General features: G+C 54.1%; 14 protein-coding genes. 10 read left to right on the top strand and 4 right to left on the bottom strand.

Annotated elements, in window-relative coordinates; translation table 11 throughout:
- Positions 1-102 precede the first annotated feature (102 nt).
- The 7 genes from H142_RS0103655 to secF all read left to right on the top strand — a co-directional run bounded on the left by H142_RS0103655 (position 103) and on the right by secF (position 8,146).
- On the top strand, positions 103-2,838 hold the full coding sequence (locus H142_RS0103655) for a penicillin-binding protein 1A (RefSeq protein WP_017930746.1): 2,736 nt from the start codon (positions 103-105) through the stop codon (positions 2,836-2,838).
- 54 nt (positions 2,839-2,892) lie between these two features.
- Entirely contained in the window at positions 2,893-3,660 is a 768-nt protein-coding gene (gene surE, locus H142_RS0103650; RefSeq protein WP_017930745.1) for a 5'/3'-nucleotidase SurE, read from the top strand.
- A complete protein-coding gene (locus H142_RS14185) occupies positions 3,657-4,265 on the top strand; it encodes a protein-L-isoaspartate O-methyltransferase family protein (RefSeq protein ID WP_017930744.1) in 609 nt (202 codons plus the stop codon). Before surE ends, H142_RS14185 begins: the two co-directional genes overlap by 4 nt.
- Before the next feature lie 67 nt (positions 4,266-4,332).
- Positions 4,333-4,995: a LysM peptidoglycan-binding domain-containing protein gene (locus tag H142_RS0103640; RefSeq protein WP_156811875.1), complete on the top strand. Its 663-nt coding sequence runs from the start codon at positions 4,333-4,335 to the stop codon at positions 4,993-4,995.
- A 165-nt stretch (positions 4,996-5,160) separates the two neighbouring features.
- Positions 5,161-5,496 (top strand): preprotein translocase subunit YajC, encoded by a 336-nt coding sequence (gene yajC, locus H142_RS0103635; protein ID WP_017930742.1) that lies wholly within the window; start codon positions 5,161-5,163, stop codon positions 5,494-5,496.
- A 34-nt stretch (positions 5,497-5,530) separates the two neighbouring features.
- A complete protein-coding gene (gene secD, locus H142_RS0103630) occupies positions 5,531-7,138 on the top strand; it encodes a protein translocase subunit SecD (protein WP_017930741.1) in 1,608 nt (535 codons plus the stop codon).
- Positions 7,139-7,147: 9 nt separating this feature from the next.
- A complete protein-coding gene (gene secF, locus H142_RS0103625) occupies positions 7,148-8,146 on the top strand; it encodes a protein translocase subunit SecF (protein ID WP_017930740.1) in 999 nt (332 codons plus the stop codon).
- A gap of 84 nt (positions 8,147-8,230) precedes the next feature.
- Here the strand turns inward: secF and H142_RS0103620 are convergent, their stop codons facing one another.
- Positions 8,231-8,830 (bottom strand): superoxide dismutase, encoded by a 600-nt coding sequence (locus tag H142_RS0103620; RefSeq protein ID WP_026147766.1) that lies wholly within the window; start codon positions 8,828-8,830, stop codon positions 8,231-8,233.
- Positions 8,831-8,934: 104 nt separating this feature from the next.
- Here H142_RS0103620 and H142_RS16085 point away from each other — a divergent pair, with 104 nt between their 5' ends.
- On the top strand, positions 8,935-9,708 hold the full coding sequence (locus tag H142_RS16085) for a squalene/phytoene synthase family protein (RefSeq protein WP_017930738.1): 774 nt from the start codon (positions 8,935-8,937) through the stop codon (positions 9,706-9,708).
- On the opposite strand, the gene trmFO is transcribed toward H142_RS16085, so the two are convergent.
- Positions 9,705-11,090 carry a methylenetetrahydrofolate--tRNA-(uracil(54)-C(5))-methyltransferase (FADH(2)-oxidizing) TrmFO gene (gene trmFO / locus H142_RS0103610; protein WP_033314796.1) on the bottom strand — a complete coding sequence of 462 codons (1,386 nt, stop codon included), beginning with the start codon at positions 11,088-11,090 and terminating at the stop codon, positions 9,705-9,707. The genes H142_RS16085 and trmFO overlap by 4 nt on opposite strands.
- Before the next feature lie 154 nt (positions 11,091-11,244).
- On the opposite strand from trmFO, the gene H142_RS0103605 reads away from it, so the two are divergent.
- Together H142_RS0103605 and H142_RS0103600 are read left to right on the top strand one after the other, a co-directional pair.
- A complete protein-coding gene (locus tag H142_RS0103605; RefSeq protein ID WP_026147764.1) occupies positions 11,245-12,474 on the top strand; it encodes a parallel beta-helix domain-containing protein in 1,230 nt (409 codons plus the stop codon).
- Between the two features lie 26 nt (positions 12,475-12,500).
- The gene (locus tag H142_RS0103600; RefSeq protein ID WP_233341565.1) at positions 12,501-13,601 is read left to right on the top strand and encodes an SO2930 family diheme c-type cytochrome; all 1,101 of its coding nucleotides are present in this window, start codon (positions 12,501-12,503) and stop codon (positions 13,599-13,601) included.
- A 60-nt stretch (positions 13,602-13,661) separates the two neighbouring features.
- On the opposite strand, the gene H142_RS0103595 is transcribed toward H142_RS0103600, so the two are convergent.
- Positions 13,662-14,945 carry an amidohydrolase family protein gene (locus H142_RS0103595; RefSeq protein WP_017930733.1) on the bottom strand — a complete coding sequence of 428 codons (1,284 nt, stop codon included), beginning with the start codon at positions 14,943-14,945 and terminating at the stop codon, positions 13,662-13,664.
- 11 nt (positions 14,946-14,956) lie between these two features.
- Positions 14,957-16,354: an amidohydrolase gene (locus H142_RS0103590; RefSeq protein WP_051048541.1), complete on the bottom strand. Its 1,398-nt coding sequence runs from the start codon at positions 16,352-16,354 to the stop codon at positions 14,957-14,959.
- Positions 16,355-16,552 lie beyond the last annotated feature (198 nt).

The raw sequence follows: 16,552 nt of genomic DNA, 5'->3' as shown, positions 1-16,552 counted from the left end.
CTGCAATTTACTCGACAGAATCAATAGGTCTGTGCCATGTTTAGGACAGATTTGGCGTCTATTGCGCCCCGTAACACCGGAAATATCCTATAAAGGCTGGACATGAGCGACACACCGCCCGCTACACCCGAACACCCTGCTGCTCCGGTGGAGCCCGTAACTCCCGTTGCAAAAACGCCTGCGCCAAGACGTAAACGCGACACATTCTGGAGAATCGCCAAATGGACTGTTGCAGGTGGATTTGTCACCGGACTTGTCGGACTGGTAGTGGTTGCCATTGTCATATTCTCATGGACGCGCAACCTGCCCAATCTGCAGGCCATTAAAGACTACCGCCCGGCGGAAATGACCCGCGTCCATGCAGGTGACGGTAAGCTGATCGCGGAATATGCTACGGAGCACCGCGTCTTCGTTCCCATCAGCGCAATCCCCCTAGAGCTGCAACACGCTTTCGTCGCGACCGAAGACCAGCGCTTTTATGATCATAATGGTTGGGATCCGATTGGTTTGACCCGCGCCGCGATTATGGCGATTCCAACGAAATTGCAGGGCAAGCGCGTCGGCGGGACATCGACCTTGACCCAGCAGATAGCCAAAAACTTTATTGTCGGGGATGATTACTCTATCAAACGCAAAGTGCGCGAAATCGCGATTGCCCGCCGGATTGAGAAAGCGCTGACCAAAGACCAGATCCTGGAGCTATATCTGAACGATATTTATTTTGGCCGCCGCTCTTATGGGATTGCTGCGGCGTCGCTGAACTATTTCGGGAAACCGATGAGCGAACTGACCGTTGGTCAATTGGCCTATATGGCGCTGCTGCCCAAAGGCCCGAATAATTATCGTTTGGACCGTCCTGAAACGTTGCAGCGTGCGATCAGCCGCCGTAAATATGTGCTCGGACGGATGGTCGAAGATGGCTATATTACGCAAGCCACGGCTGATATTGCCGCTAATGAGCCTTTGGTCGCAACTGAGCGCCTCGAGGGCGAAGAATATCTGGCGGCGGAATATTTTGTCGAAGAAGCCCGCCGTATGGTGTTCGACATGTACGGCCAGGACGAAGAGATGGTATATACTGGCGGCCTGTCCGTCCGTACGACGCTGGACACAAAAATGCAGCAAGCCGCCCGGCGCGCCATGCGCAGCGGTCTGGAGGAATTTGACAAGCGCCACGGCTATCGCGGGCCTATCGGGTCAATTGATGTATCAGGTGACTGGGGGGAGGCGCTGCAAACCGTGGATTTACCGCGCGATATTGAGTCGTGGAAAGCCGCAGTGGTTCTCGATGTCAATGACACGCGCGCGAAGCTTGGCCTGTTGACGGTTGTCCGTGAGGAGCGCGATGATGACGAACCGCCGGTCGAGACACTTAAAAAGTCAGACGGCACGCTAGCCTTTGCTGATATGAGATGGGCCCGCAAAGACTTGCCAAGTAGCCCAAGTGTCGGCCCGTCTCTATCGGGAGTGGATGATGCTTTGAAGACCGGCGACGTCATATTGGTCTCCGCGAAATCCAAAGCCGGTGAATATGCTCTGCAGCAAGTGCCGGTAGTCAATGGCGGCCTGATTGCGATGGACGCGCATACCGGACGCGTCATGGCGCTTGTCGGGGGGTACAGCTTTTCGCAAAGCCAGTTTAACCGCGCCACGCAAGCTTATCGCCAGCCCGGATCGGCGTTTAAACCCTTCGTGTATGCTGCAGCCTTAGAGAGCGGCTATACGCCGACGACCACCGTATTGGACGCGCCATTTGTGATTTCAACAGTCAGGGCGGATTGTTCGGGCGGCAGTGGCTCCAGCGGGAGTGCGTGCCTTTACAAGCCTAAAAACTACTCTCAACAATTCTACGGCATGTCGACCCTGCGTTTGGGTCTGGAGAAATCCCGCAACGCCATGACAGTGCGGTTGGCCAATGATATGGGTATGCAGCCCATTATGGATTACGGTAAAAGTTTCGGCATTTATGATGAAGTGCGCCCCGAATTGGCGTGGTCACTCGGCGCGGGGGAGACGACGGTTATGCGTCTCGCCGGTGCCTATGCCACACTGGTCAATGGCGGCAAGAAAGTCACGCCCACCATTATTGACCGCGTGCAGGACTCGCGCGGGCTTACGATTTATAAAGCCGATAGCCGGGACTGCATTGGATGCAACCAAGACGAATATACTGCCGGCCCTCCGCCTGAGATCCCCGACTTACGCGAACAGGTGATTGACCCCGTGACCGCGTATCAAATGACCTCAATGCTCGAAGGCGTTGTGCTGCGCGGCACAGGCGCGGGGCTGCGCCGTCTGGATCGTCCGCTGGGGGGTAAAACCGGCACGACCAATGATGAGGTGGATGCGTGGTTTATGGGCTTTACGCCTGACCTGGTCATCGGCGTTTATGTCGGTATGGATACGCCTGAGCCGATGAATGAGACCGGCGCCGTGGCGGCCTTGCCAATATGGCGCAGCTTTGCCTCGCAAGCGCTCAAAGACGTCCCTGTTGTGCCGTTCCGTATTCCTGAAGGCGTGGTGCTCGCGCCCGTTAACGGCGCGACCGGCCAGCCGTCCTTTATCGGTGCGCCCGGCGCTATATTGGAAGCGTTTAAGCCCGGAACCGAGCCGCAAATTGGCGGAACGGGCGGATTTGGCGGGTCGATTGGACAGGGTACGGGAAGTTTTATCACCGATTACAATGGCGACGATGCCCCGTTGCCCTATGGCGGTGAGGATGACGATCTGGATAATCTGTTGATTGATAACCCGACGCCGAAAACGCCCGCGCCTGATGTCCCGGCTAAAAAACCGGAGCCGAAGCGCGAAGATGTACTTGAAGACGGTCTTTACTAGAACCGACGTTACAAACCATCTTGCCCGCACCGGCGGGCTCGCTTAACAGGCGGTATGAAAATCCTCCTGACAAATGATGATGGCATCCACGCCCCGGGCATGGATGTGCTCCGGCAGATCGCAGCGAAACTGAGCGATGATGTATGGGTCGTCGCCCCCGCCAGCGAGCAGAGCGCAGCGTCGCGTGGCGTGTCCCTGCATAATCCGGTCATGCTGCGAAAACTCGAGGACCGCGTCTATAGCGTCACGGGAACGCCAACGGATAGCGTCATTCTAGCGATGCGCGAAGTTTTGGCCGACAGCCTTCCGGATCTGGTGCTCTCCGGCGTTAATCGCGGGCAAAATCTGGCCGAAGATGTAACATTTTCAGGTACGGTTGCGGGGGCTTTGCAGGGTATGCAAATGGGCGTTCCGTCTATCGCGTTATCTCTGGCCAGAGGCTTTCAGGGGGCCAAAAGCCTGCCTTGGGAAACAGCACTGGCGCACGGCCCTGATGTGGTCAAAAAACTTGTCGATACAGGCTGGCCTAAAGACGTTGTAATGAATGTTAATTTTCCCGACCGCGCGCCGGATAAGGTTTCGGGTATTCAAGTGACCCGCCAAGGTCATCGCGATTTTCATATGACGGACGTCGTTAAACGCGCCCATCCGCGCGGGGGTAGCTATTTTTGGCTTACTTATGGCGGACAGCGTAGCAATCCGCTTACCGGAACCGATCTGCGCGCTATTTACGATGGCTATATCTCAATTACGCCGCTTCACACAGACCTTACTCATCTGGGCAGCCTTGATGACCTTGCGCAAAGCTTCGAGGGGGCATGAACCCCGCGCAGATGGATTTAATCCTGCGGCTGCGGCAAAAAGGAATTCATGACAATAATGTCCTTCGCGCGATTGAGAGCGTGCCGCGTGATCGGTTTTGCGCGCCTGAAGATGCGGGGCGGGCCTATAATGAAGATATGCTGCCACTGCCTTGCGCGACCATGATGCCGCCGTCCTTTACGCTGGCCGTTATGCTTCAATCCCTCCGCCTGGCCAGAGGTGATAAGATTCTCGTTATCGGGGAGGGTAGTGGTTACGCGGCGGCTTTATGCGCCAAAATGAGCGCGCGAAGCTATCTGGTGCAGCGCTATCAGCGCCTTCTGACCCGGGCGCGGACCATATTTGCAGCTTGCGGTATTGCCAATGTCTCTCAGCGTCATGGCGACGCACAAAAAGGGTGGGCAGGGCAGGCTCCATATGACAAGATCCTGATCGCGGCCAATGTCAGCCATGTGCCGCCGGCTCTGACCGTACAGATTAAAGCGGGCGGACGTATTGTCGCCGTCGTAGAAGGCATGATTACCATTATTGAAGGCGACACAGTGACGTCTCTATTGCCGGCGGAAATGCCGGATTTGGAGCCCGGACGGTCTAAGGCGCTGTAAACGCCTTTAAATTCATCAAGATTTAACCTTGCTGCGCAACGATGTCGCCCAAGATTTGGGAGATATTATGACACATTTGACACTTTATAAAAGCTTGGCCATCGCAGCGCTGGTGACGATTGCACCTGTTGCAGCCGCGCAAACTTACGCGAATACAGCGCAGGAAGCCGACGCTATCCGCATGTATCAGGCGCAGCAGCGCGCCTCTGCCGGATATACACAGCCGCAGGCTAAAAACAGTCCGCTTACGGTCACGCCTGCGACAACGACTGTAGCACAATTGCCGGCTAATGCAGAAATTGTACCGGCGATCGCCAGCCACACTGTGGGCGCAGGCGATACACTTTACAATATCGGACGGCGTTACGGCGGCATTAAGCCGTCTGCCATTATGAATGCCAATAAGCTGAACGGAAGTGATATCAATATCGGCCAGGTTTTGATCGTTCCGGGTCAGAGTATGGTTGTTACGCAGACTCCGCCATCATCGCCCACGGCGTCTAACACAGTTATTTTGCCGACGAATAAATCATCTGCGGTAACACGGGTCGTTGCGCCTTTGCCGGATCCAAATCTGCACGGGGTTCTGCCCGGTGATACGCTCTATTCCATTGCCCGTCGCAGCTGCGTCACGCCGGATCAGATTGCAGCTTTATCGAATATTAGCGTGAACGGAAAACTTCAACCCGGACAGGTTTTACGATTACCCGTCGGGCACTGCGCGCCATAACGTCCCGCACATCGCTGAAAACAGGCCGCATCCCGCTTTGAGGTGCGGTTTTGTGTTTTAAGGGAAAAAACTTGGCTGCTGGCCCGTTGCGTTTAGAACTGCGCTCTCTATATATCCTGCAAACGCGGGCGACTGAGCCACGCAAAATCTTATATAGGGGACTTTATGTTTTTTCCACTTATGCAAGCCGCCCCCGGCGGCAGCGGAATTGTCGGCAATCTTATTTTATTCGTGCCGCTTATACTGATATTCTATTTTCTGCTGTGGCGCCCTCAACAAAACCGGGCGAAAGCGCATCGCGGCATGATCGCCGGATTATCGCGCGGGGACACGGTTGTGACCAGCGGCGGGATCGTAGGTAAAATTACCAAAGTTGATGATAATGACGTGACCGTTGAAATTTCCGAAGGTACGCGCGTTAAAGTCGTCAAACAAACCATCGCTGATGTGCGCGGCAAGCCGGCGCCTGCCAATGATACAGGCAAGAAATCCAAATCCTAAAATCTATATTTAGTCGTCAGTAAGGCCGCGCCCTATGCTTTATTTCTCCCGGTTCAAGATCATTATGATCACCATCGCTTTGCTGTTAGGCATTATCCTGGCCGCGCCCAATCTCTTAAATGAACAAACCCGCGAAAGCCTTCCCGGGTTTCTTCCAAAAGAGACAATAAATCTGGGTCTGGATTTACAGGGCGGCGCACATATGCTTCTCGAAGTCGATATAGACGATGTCATGAACCGCGTGCTGACCAATGAGTTGTCAGCGGTTAAACTTAGTCTGCGTGAAGCTAAAATTATTGCGACTAACATTACTCAAGACGGTAAAACGATTACCGGACGGGTTGCTAAAGCTGAAGATATTGGGCCGGCAATGACGGCTATGGGCGATTTAGCGGTTTCGATTAAGGATAATCAAATTGGCGGCGCCAAGACTCTCAAAATTGAACAGGTTGGCGAGCGCGGTTTTCGCATTACGCCGACCGAAGATTATGTGGACGATATCAAAAAACGCACAGTAGATCAGTCTATTGACGTATTGCGTAACCGGATTGACCCAACCGGAACGACAGAAATGACGCTGGCGCCCGAAGGCGATAGCCGTATTTTACTCCAAGTTCCGGGCGCTAAAAATGTGGGTGAGATTAAAGCGCGGATCGAAGATACAGCCAATATGAGCTTTCATTTGGTGCGCGAAGCTGATGAAAACGAGCTGCGCCGCGCCGTAGATCAAGGCAAAGTCCGTCCGCTTCATATTTTGAAGTTTGACGACGGCGGCGTCCCTTATATCTTGAAAGAACGTCCGGAAGTTACGGGCGAAGACCTTAAAAATTCGTCGGCGGGCCTGCATCCTGAGGGCGGCTACGCAATTGTTAATTTCACATTCAATACAAAGGGTGCCGTGGCCTTTGGCCGGACAACATCGAATAATCTTGGCAAGCGTTTTGCGGTTGTTCTTGATGATGTGGTTATTAGTGCGCCGCGTATTAACGGGGCTATTTTAGGCGGGCGTGGTTTTATCGAAGGTGATTTCACCTCAGAGAGCGCGCGTGAGTTGTCACTGTTGCTGAACGCCGGCGCGCTGCCGGCCAAGCTAGTTGTGGTAGAAGAACAAACGGTCGGCGCGGAGCTGGGCGAAGATTCTATTCGTGCGGGCAAGGTTGCCGCCTCAGTCGGTCTGCTCGGCGTCGCTATATTTATGTTCTTCATGTATGGCTTTCGCTTTGGATTATTTGCCAATCTGGCTCTGACATTTAATATTATTCTTATAGCTGCAGCCTTATCGCTATTGGGCGCGACGCTGACCCTGCCGGGAATTGCGGGTATTATCCTGACAATTGGTATGGCTGTGGATGCCAATGTTTTAATTTTTGAGCGTATCCGCGAGGAAGCGGCTAATGGCCGTCCGCCGCTTAACGCCATTGATACTGGCTACCGCCTGTCTATGGCGCCGATCTTGGACGCCAATATCACGACGCTAATTGCGGCGGCGACGCTGTATTTTGTCGGCTCGGGTCCTATCCGAGGCTTCGCCGTTACCCTGATGATCGGGATCGTAATGAGCGTATTTACCGCCGTCATCGTTGCCCGCCTGTTCACCTCTATTTGGCATAAGCGCGCGCGGCCAAAAACTTTGCCGATTTAGGAGACTGCCATGTTTGATATTTCTATGGTGCGGATCCTTCCGATGTCGCCGAAAATTCCATTTATCAAAATGCGGATTATTGCAGGAATTATTTCTGTCGTAGCCGTATTATTCTCACTGTTTCTATTTTTCTCCAACGGGCTGAATTACGGCATCGACTTTAAAGGCGGCTCCGTTATCCAGTTTACGATGGATCAGCAGCCGGATGTCGAAGCCATTCGCAGCGCCGGTAACGCCCTTAATATCGGGGATGTGGGCGTGCAGACAATATCTCTTTCCGGCAGTGATTTGCCCGGCGTCCGTCTCTCTTATGCCTTGCAGGATCCTGAAGCTCCGTTCGAAGGCACTGAGGACGAAATTTCTCTCAAAGACGCCCGTCTGCAGCAAGACACATTGGAACGCGTCCAAACGATGCTGGAGACCGAATTTGGCGTACAGCGCGTCAATATGAGTGCCAGCGTGCTGGGCTCCAAGGTCTCGGGCGAACTTCGCACAAAAGGCATGATTGCCGTTGTCGCCTCGCTGACCATGGTTTTGCTCTATATCTGGATCCGGTTTGAATGGCAGTTTGCGCTGGGCGCGGTTATAGCGCTGGCTCATGACGTAGCGTTGACGCTGGGCGTGTTCGAACTGCTTCAGATTGAATTTAACCTCTCCATCGTCGCCGCGATTTTGACGATTGTGGGTTACTCACTCAACGATACGGTGATCGTTTACGACAGGATACGGGAGAACCTTCGTAAATATAAGAAGATGCTGCTGCCCGACGTTTTAAACCTGTCGATCAATGATACTTTGTCCCGTACGATTATGACGTCATTGACGACCTTACTGGCATTGTTCTCACTCTACATTCTTGGCGGTGAAGGTCTGCGCGGCTTTAGTTTCGCGATGATCTGGGGCGTCTTTGTCGGGACCTACTCCTCTATTTTCGTGGCTTCGCCGCTTCTGCTTCTGCTGGGCGTAAAGCGGCCGTCAGGTGAGCCTGAAAGGGCCGTGGCCGTCTAACAGCGGAAGCTAATTTGCATAAAAATAAGCCCGCTTGCGCGGGCTTATTTATTGGGGAGTATCGCCATCAAATGGCTGGAGGAATTAAGACATATTTTGTTCAGCAAATTCCCAATTGACTAATTTATCGAGAAACGAATTCATGTAATTCGGACGACTGTTTTGGTAGTCCAAATAATAGGCGTGTTCCCAGACATCCATGGTCAGGAGCGGCGTGACGCTCTCATCTGTCAGAGGCGTTTTTGCATTTGGCGTATTGCGTACCTCTAAAGAGCCGTCTTCATTTTGAACAAGCCAGGCCCAACCGGAGCCGAACTGGCCGCCGCCTTTAGCTTTAAAGGCTTCGCAGAACTTATCATAACTGCCAAAGCTCTCATCAATCGCTTTAGCGATTTTACCGGACGGCTTGCCGCCGCCTTTAGGGGTCATGGAGTGCCAGTAAAATGTGTGGTTCCAAACCTGCGCGGCATTGTTAAACATGCCTTGGCGTTCTTTCTCGCCGGCTGTATTTTTGACAATCGCAACAAGGCTGGCATCTTCAAAATCCGTGTCTTTGATCATGTCATTGAGTTTGTTGACATAAGCCTGATGATGCTTGCCGTAGTGATAGTTCAGCGTATTTTCGCTAATTGTCGGGGCAAGGGCGTCACGGGCATAAGGTAGGTCGGGCAGTTCAATAGCCATAAGTCTCTCCATTTATAATGTGGTCTTGTATTTACTACGGTTGATACGCCGCTACAGTTCCGTTTGCGACCCGTAATCGACCGAATTTACCAAAAGAGTTTGATTTGTCCCGAGAAAAGACAATTTCCGCGCCGCCCTCCGCGGTTGACGCCTTGGCGGTACATGACCCTGACCGCCGCCGCGCCGCTTTGTTCGCGCCAAAGGGCGTGCGCGATGATCTGCTGACGCTTTACGCGTTTCACTATGAGCTCGCTAAAATCCCGGAACTGGTCAGCGAACCAATGGTTGGGGCGATCCGATATCAATGGTGGCGTGACGCGGTTGAGGAAATTTATGGCGGCGGCAATGTGCGCAGTCACGAAGTCAGTACGCCGCTGGCGCAGATGGTGCGGCGCCGCAATCTGCCACGATTTGGGCTTGATAAATTAATTGATGCCCGCATGGGTGATCTGGAGGCCGAGCCATTTGCCGATATTGCGGCAGCGCGCGATTATGCGGCGCAGACGTCGGGCCGCTTGATGACATTAGCGGCGCGCATTGCTTCACCTGATGAAAATATGGATTTCGCACGATTGCTGGGGCGCAGCTGGGGCATGGCGGGGCTGGTTCGGGCTTATGGCTATTACCATAAAGCTATGCTGCTTAATTTGGATTATGGCGATCTGCGCGCCGCCGCATTGGAGGATTATAAGGTGGCAAAGGCGAGTGCAGGCAAAGTCAGCGCCGACCTTATCCCGGCCATTGCTTATGCGGGTCTGGTACCGAAATTTATCGCTAAATCCGGCGGTGATTTCGACCCTCTCACCACCGGGCTCACACTGGGCCCGCTGGCCAAGCAACTCCGCCTTATGGGCGTAGTCATAACGGGGCGGGTTTAAGCCACCTTAATCCATTTCTCAATATCGACCAATGCGCGCTGCGCGAGGTGACGTTTACGAAAACGGGTCTTATCTTTACCGCGTATGCGCTCGCCATTCGGGCCTTTAAAGACGATGCCGTCAATGGGCGGGAAGAGGCCAAAATTGACATTCATGGGCTGGAACTTGGCTTTTGGCCCGGTCATGAATCCGCCTGTTACATGTTCGATGAGCGCGCCGAGCGCAGTGGTCGGCATAGGTGCGCCGCGTTTATTTCCCATCGCTTGCGCTGCAGCCATTTGGCCGGCGATCAGGCCCAATGCCGCACTTTCAACATAGCCTTCAACGCCCATAATCTGGCCGGCAAAGCGAATATCTTCGCGGCCCTTAAGCTGGAGTTGAGTATTGAGCAGCTTGGGCGAGTTGATAAATGTATTGCGGTGAATGCCGCCAAGACGCGCAAAAACTGCGTTCTCCAATCCCGGTATTTTGCGCAAAATCTCGGTTTGCGCGCCATATTTCATCTTGGTCTGAAATCCGACCATATTGTATAATGTCCCCAGCGCATTATCCTGACGCAGCTGCGCAATGGCGTGCGCTTTAACGGTTGGATTATGTTTATTGGTCAGGCCGACCGGCTTCATCGGACCCCAGCGCAGCGTTTCCGGCCCGCGTGAGGCAATCACTTCAATCGGAAGGCAGCTCTCAAAATAGGGCGTGTCTTTTTCCCAGTCTTTGAACTCAGTCTGGTCGCTATTAACTAAGGCATCGACAAATTCAAGATATTGGGCTTCATTGAGCGGGCAATTAATATAGTCCGCGCCGTCTCCGCCCGGCCCTTTTTTGTCATAACGGCTCTGCATCCAGGCAATATCAAAATCGATGCTATCCTTATAGATGATGGGCGCAATGGCGTCGAAAAAGGCGAGACTGTCGACGCCCGTTTGCTTGAGTATTGCATTCGCCAGAGGTTCGCTGGTGAGCGGCCCTGTCGCGATGATGGTATTGCCCCATGACTTGGGCGGCAGGCCTTTGACTTCGCCCCGCTCAATCGTGATCATCGGATGGGCGTGCAAAATCATTGTCACCGCTTCAGAGAAGTGATCCCGGTCAACGGCCAGCGCGCCGCCGGCGGGCAGCTTGGTCATATCCGCCATACCCATAATCAGTGAGCCGGATCGCCGCATTTCTTCGTGCAAAAGCCCGACGGCATTACCAAGCTTATCATCACTGCGAAACGAGTTTGAGCATACCAGCTCCGCCAGCCCATCTGTCTCATGGGCGGCGGTTTTACGCTCGGGGCGCATTTCGTGAAGGATTACGGGAACGCCGCGACTGGCGATTTGCCATGCCGCTTCTGATCCGGCGAGTCCGCCGCCGATAATATGCACTGGTTTTGTCATGGACGCGATGTAAGGCAGGGGCTAACTCCGGGCAAGTGCGTCCATTGGGAAATTGCAGAGCGCGCTGGCGAAACTCTCGTCTCAGAGCGCTATTATAGTGCGATTGCCCGCAGCGTGGATTTGTTTAATACTGCAGCAAAATATGGGGATATTTATGACACGCGCACTCTTAATCTCATCCGTCATGCTGACGGCAATATTGGCGGCTTGTTCACCTGAAACGTCCGCGCCGCAGGCTGACACGGATTACCAAGACACGCTGCAAACACAGCTTTTGGACGCACAGCCCGGCGACATCATAACAATACCTGCAGGCACGCATAGTCTGAACCGCGGGCTAAGCCTTTCCGTGGACGGGGTGACGATACGCGGCGAGGGGATGGGGACATCCATCCTGTCATTTAAAGACCAAGTCGCGGGGGCAGAAGGCCTGCTGGTCACGGCAAGTGATTTCACCATCGAAGACCTGGCGATTGAAGACACGACCGGCGACGCGCTTAAAATCACAGAGGGCGAGAATATCATCATCCGCCGCGTGCGCACAGAATGGACAAATGGGCCGAGCACGAAAAACGGAGCTTACGGCATTTATCCCGTCCAAACGACGAACGTCCTGATGGAAGATAATGTCGCCATTGGCGCGTCTGATGCGGGGCTGTATATCGGGCAATCCAAAAACGTGATTGTGCGTCGTAATCGCGCTGAATTTAACGTTGCGGGAATTGAAATCGAGAACACAGTCGACGCCGATGTCTACGACAATATCGCGACGAATAATACCGGCGGCATTCTCGTCTTTAATATGCCGAACCTTGCGCAGGAAGGAAAGCGAGCCCGCCTGTTTAGAAATGAGGTCTATGAGAACAATACGAAAAATTTCGGCCATAAAGGCACGCCTGTCGCCAGCATTCCGGCAGGGTCAGGCATTGTCGTCAACTCTAATGACCACGTTGAAATTTTTGATAATGATGTGCGTGACCACCGTACGGCCAATGTAATTATCTCCAGTGTCTATTCGACGAATTACGCGCAAGACAATGCCAATCCGGAATACGATCCTTACCCCGAAGCCATTTATATTTACGGAAACCGATTTTCGGGCGGCGGCAATTCGCCGGACGGTCTGGATTTAAAAGCTCTGAAAACCGCCATGTATGGCCTGACAGGACGCTTTCCGGATGTGCTCTGGGACGGCTTTAAAAATGACGCTAAAATGGTCGACGGAAAGATGCCGGAGGCCATGCGCATTTGTATCAATAATGGCGATACTATGATGATCAATGCGGACGGACCGGGCGGATATAAAAGCCCGACCAAAGATATGGCTGATCATAAATGCGAGCTGGAGAAGCTGCCCCCTGTTACGCTCGCTTTAGCTGACTGATGTGGCGGGCATTTATTATAGGTTTGGTGACAGCCCTCCTTTGCGCCTGTAGCAAAACGCCAAGTGAGCCTGTCTTTCACGCGCAGGGTAATCCTGAAATATTGTCCGAGTGGAATATTTTGTCGGTTGACGGGAAAGACTTGCGGCTCTCAGGACGCGTTGTTCCTTATGATCTAAACTCGGCACTGTTTTCTGACTACGCCCATAAATTACGGACAGTTTGGGTGCCCGACGGGCAGATGGCCGAATATAATGACACAGAGACCTTCGCGTTTCCCGTTGGCACGATCATTTCCAAAACTTTTTACTATCCGCGCGACGGCGACACTGACGCTGTTTTAAAAACCGATGATAATACCGCGCAACGTCTAAATGGCCGTTTCGATTTATCCGAAGTGCGTCTGATCGAGACGCGGCTTTTGGTGCGGCGCGAAGCAGGCTGGGCAGTATTTCCTTATGTTTGGAATGCCGCGCAGACGGAGGCGAAACTCAAACGCATAGGTGATATTATCCCGCTCGAGATAAGCGGCGAAGACATGGATACGGCGCAATTCTCCTATATTGTGCCCAATGTCAATCAATGCTCGGGGTGCCACGCGACCAATGCCACAACGCGGGAGATTCTGCCGATTGGGCCTAAGGCGCGGCATTTAAACAAGGATTATGATTACGACTCGGCATCGCAAAATCAGCTCTCGGCCTGGCAGTCACTGGGTATTTTAGGGCCGATTTCAATCTTGGGTGACGCGCCCAAAAATGCGGACTGGACGGATAGCGCGCAAACAGCCGCCGCGCGCGCACGGGCCTATCTGGATATAAATTGCGCGCATTGCCATAATCCGGTCGGGCCTGCCGATACGTCAGGATTAAACCTTGAGCCGGACGCGCCGCATGGCCCCGCTTTAGGGATATGTAAACTTCCCATTGCGGCGGGAACAGGAACCGGCGGGCGAGATTTTGATATCGTACCGGGCAAGCCGGAACAGTCCATCTTTACCTATCGCATGGCCTCGACCAATCCGGCGGAAATGATGCCCGAACTTGGACGGTCACTGCGTCACGACGAAGGCGTCGATTTGGTCACTCAATGGATTGCGCAGATGGACGGCCGCTGCGACCGGGGATGAAACAAAAAAGCCCCGTCCATAACAGGCGGGGCTTTTTGATTTCTCAAGACTTTCCCGAGCTTACCTGCGATAGCCGTGCGGCATATCCGAAGTATTATTCGGGTTATAACGCTTGGCCAGTTCTGTTTGGCGGCTGGTCATATCCTGAACCTCGCCATCAATCACAACGCGCCTTGCGCCGGTCATGACTTCCAGAGGATCGCCGTCCCACACGACAAGATTTGCTGTTTGCCCAACCGTCAATGTGCCCAAATCCGGACGTCCGAAAATTTGGGCGGGCGTCAATGTGATCGCTTTGAACGCCTGATCCCATGTAAAGCCCTGCGCGACGGCATTACCGGCATGTTGCGGCAGTAGCCGTACATTATGGCTAAACTCGCTGCTACGCTGCATGAAGGCCACGCGAACGCCCGCTGCTTGTAGGCGCGCGCCATTATCGGCACGGGTCGCGACCTGATCAAAGCTGTAAGGCAGGGTTTCCTGCGGATCGATCAGCACTGAGACATTAGCCGCTGTCAGCGCGTCTGCAACCATCCAGCCTTCAGATGCGCCCAGAACGACAAGACGAAGGTTTGGAAAGTCGCGTTTTAGTCCGGCAATGGCCTGCAAGTCAGAGGCGCGATCAGCCCCGATCATCAGCGGGATGCGTCCGGCGACAACGGGGCGCAGCGCCAGCGCATCGGCGCGGCGCACAGCATCACCGTCATCGGGCGAGGTATAACGGCGCGTGGCGTCGGATAGGCCTTGGCGCAGCTGCGCCATAGATGCAGAGCGGTTGCCGCCCGCAAGATTGGCGCCATTGCTGCCCAGTTGCACATAGGCAAAGGCTTCGGGGGTTTGAACGCTGTCAAAATCACCGCTCATCGTGGCAATTGCGCCGATGCCGCCAAATACGGAGGCTCGGGGGGACAGCCCGATGGCCACATGGGTGACGCCTTCGCCGCGCGTGGCGGAGACAGAGGAGGATTTAGGATTAAACCCTTCTGCGGCTTTTAGGCTGGCCTGGCTTATGCTGTCACCGGCGCGCGTGTCGCGCGTTGAGGATTCCAATGACACTTCGACAAGGCCGACTTGTCCATAAGGCGCAAAAATGCCGGGCGTGACCCATAGGCCTGTGCCGTCAATAATGCTTGTGCCATTTGGCTTGGGCGCAGCGGCGGAGGAATCTGTTGCGCCAATGCCGCGGATTTTACCGTCCTGAACCAGGACTGTCGCGTTCTCAATTGTCGGGCCGGTATTCGTCACGACCTTGGCGTTGATAATCGCAAAGCTATCCTGAGCCATGGCCGGTATAGCGATGGCCAGTAAAGAGACGGAGAGGGCGGTGGTTAGTAATTTTCTCATTGTCGTCTCTCCTATTGCGGGGTTGTCGGTTGAAGGACGGGAGCGTCAGTTCCGGGCTGGCCCAACCTAAAGTCACTTACAGGTTTAAGGCCGCTGGCGCGGTCATAGACCAATGCGCCGTCTAGATAGACGCGGGTGGCGCGGGCGTAGGTCGAATAGGGATTGCGCGACCAGATCACGACATCGGCGCGTTTACCCGGCTCTAACGACCCGACCTCCTCGTCAATGCCCAGCCCTTTGGCAGGATTAAGCGATAGCCATGTCCACGCGTCGGCCTTGCTGATATCAAGTCCGGCGCGGTTTCCGTCAGCCAAGGTCTTGGCGACTTCCTGATTAAGCCGTTGAATGCCGTCTGCGCTATCAGAGTGGATCATCGCGCAGGCCCCCGCCGCGTGAAGATAAGGCAGGTTTTCGCGAATGGCGTCATAGGCTTCCATTTTAAAGCCCCACCAATCGGCCCAAACGGCGGCGCATGTGCCTGTTTCGGCGAGTTTATCGGCCACTTTATAGGCCTCAACCGCGTGGTGGAATGTCGTGACTTTATAGTCAAATTCCCGGGCCATATCGAGAACCTGCATCATTTCGTCAGCGCGGTAGCAATGCATCTGCACCAGAATTTTGCCGTCCAGAACATCGGCCAGCGTTTCAAGCTGCAGATCGCGCGTATAATCTTCTCCGTCATCGCGCTTTTGTCTATAATCCGCCGCTTTAATCCAGTTTTTGCGATAATGCGCGAAATTACCCATGCGGGAAGCGGGACCGCCTTTTCCGCCATAGACCCGTTTTGGATTTTCGCCGCAGGCCATTTTCAGCGTGTAAGGCGCGTCGGGAAATTTCATGCCTTGGACGCTGCGTGAGCTGATATTTCGCAGGGTTACGCCGCGCCCGCCGAACAGATTGGCTGAGCCGGGCAGGATATGCAACGTGGTCACGCCGCCGGCCAGAGCTTCGGCAAAACCGGGATCTTGGGGCCACACGCCATGTTCGGCAGAAACTTCGGCTGTGATCGGGCTGGTCGCTTCGTTGCCATCGCTATGGGCGTTCACGCCCGGGGTGGCGTAATCGCCCAGATGGGAATGAATATCGATAATGCCCGGCGTTACCCACGCGCCATTAGCATCGACGGTCAGGGCGCCTTCGGGCGCGCCGATACTGCCTTCGCCAAGAGCGGAAATCTTGCCGTCGACAATCAGAACATAACCGCCCAGAATTTCTTCGCCCTTACCGTCATATATATTGGCATTGGTGATGAGCGTCGTGCGGCTGGGCAGAGCCTTATAGGTCGAGGCATAACTGATCGCCGGAGCATCGCCGTCATTTTTCGCGTCGGTTTTATCTGATGACGTATCGCAAGCCGACAGCGCCAGCGCGGCTGTTAGGGCTAGGCAGAGTTTAAATGGTGTTTTCATGGCGGTCTTGTAAACAAAACCGCCCCTGCGCAGCAAGCCAAATCGCAAGATGCGGCAATTGGTTTTCCCAAACTTATATACGCCGCATCATCTCGATTTTAAAACAGTCATCACGCGGCAGAAATTCAGAAGACTCGCATTGTGCCTTCAGAACGCTACCGTCTTACGCAATCTTAATCACCCTGCCATGCAAAGGCT

The sequence above is a fragment of the Robiginitomaculum antarcticum DSM 21748 genome (genome assembly GCF_000365025.1).
GTDB lineage: Bacteria > Pseudomonadota > Alphaproteobacteria > Caulobacterales > Maricaulaceae > Robiginitomaculum > Robiginitomaculum antarcticum.
The sequence above is the reverse complement of the archived record's forward strand: the minus strand, read 5'-3'. Positions and strand labels throughout refer to the sequence as shown.

What these genes read in the sequence shown, in the direction of transcription:
- secF (WP_017930740.1), top strand. Translation starts at nt 7,148, where the DNA reads ATGTTTGATATTTCTATGGTGCGGATCCTTCCGATGTCGCCGAAAATT.
- H142_RS0103605 (WP_026147764.1), top strand. Translation starts at nt 11,245, where the DNA reads ATGACACGCGCACTCTTAATCTCATCCGTCATGCTGACGGCAATATTG.
- H142_RS0103620 (WP_026147766.1), bottom strand. Translation starts at nt 8,830, where the DNA reads ATGGCTATTGAACTGCCCGACCTACCTTATGCCCGTGACGCCCTTGCC.
- H142_RS0103640 (WP_156811875.1), top strand. Translation starts at nt 4,333, where the DNA reads ATGACACATTTGACACTTTATAAAAGCTTGGCCATCGCAGCGCTGGTG.
- H142_RS0103590 (WP_051048541.1), bottom strand. Translation starts at nt 16,354, where the DNA reads ATGAAAACACCATTTAAACTCTGCCTAGCCCTAACAGCCGCGCTGGCG.
- H142_RS14185 (WP_017930744.1), top strand. Translation starts at nt 3,657, where the DNA reads ATGAACCCCGCGCAGATGGATTTAATCCTGCGGCTGCGGCAAAAAGGA.
- trmFO (WP_033314796.1), bottom strand. Translation starts at nt 11,090, where the DNA reads ATGACAAAACCAGTGCATATTATCGGCGGCGGACTCGCCGGATCAGAA.
- surE (WP_017930745.1), top strand. Translation starts at nt 2,893, where the DNA reads ATGAAAATCCTCCTGACAAATGATGATGGCATCCACGCCCCGGGCATG.
- yajC (WP_017930742.1), top strand. Translation starts at nt 5,161, where the DNA reads ATGTTTTTTCCACTTATGCAAGCCGCCCCCGGCGGCAGCGGAATTGTC.
- H142_RS0103595 (WP_017930733.1), bottom strand. Translation starts at nt 14,945, where the DNA reads ATGAGAAAATTACTAACCACCGCCCTCTCCGTCTCTTTACTGGCCATC.
- H142_RS0103655 (WP_017930746.1), top strand. Translation starts at nt 103, where the DNA reads ATGAGCGACACACCGCCCGCTACACCCGAACACCCTGCTGCTCCGGTG.
- secD (WP_017930741.1), top strand. Translation starts at nt 5,531, where the DNA reads ATGCTTTATTTCTCCCGGTTCAAGATCATTATGATCACCATCGCTTTG.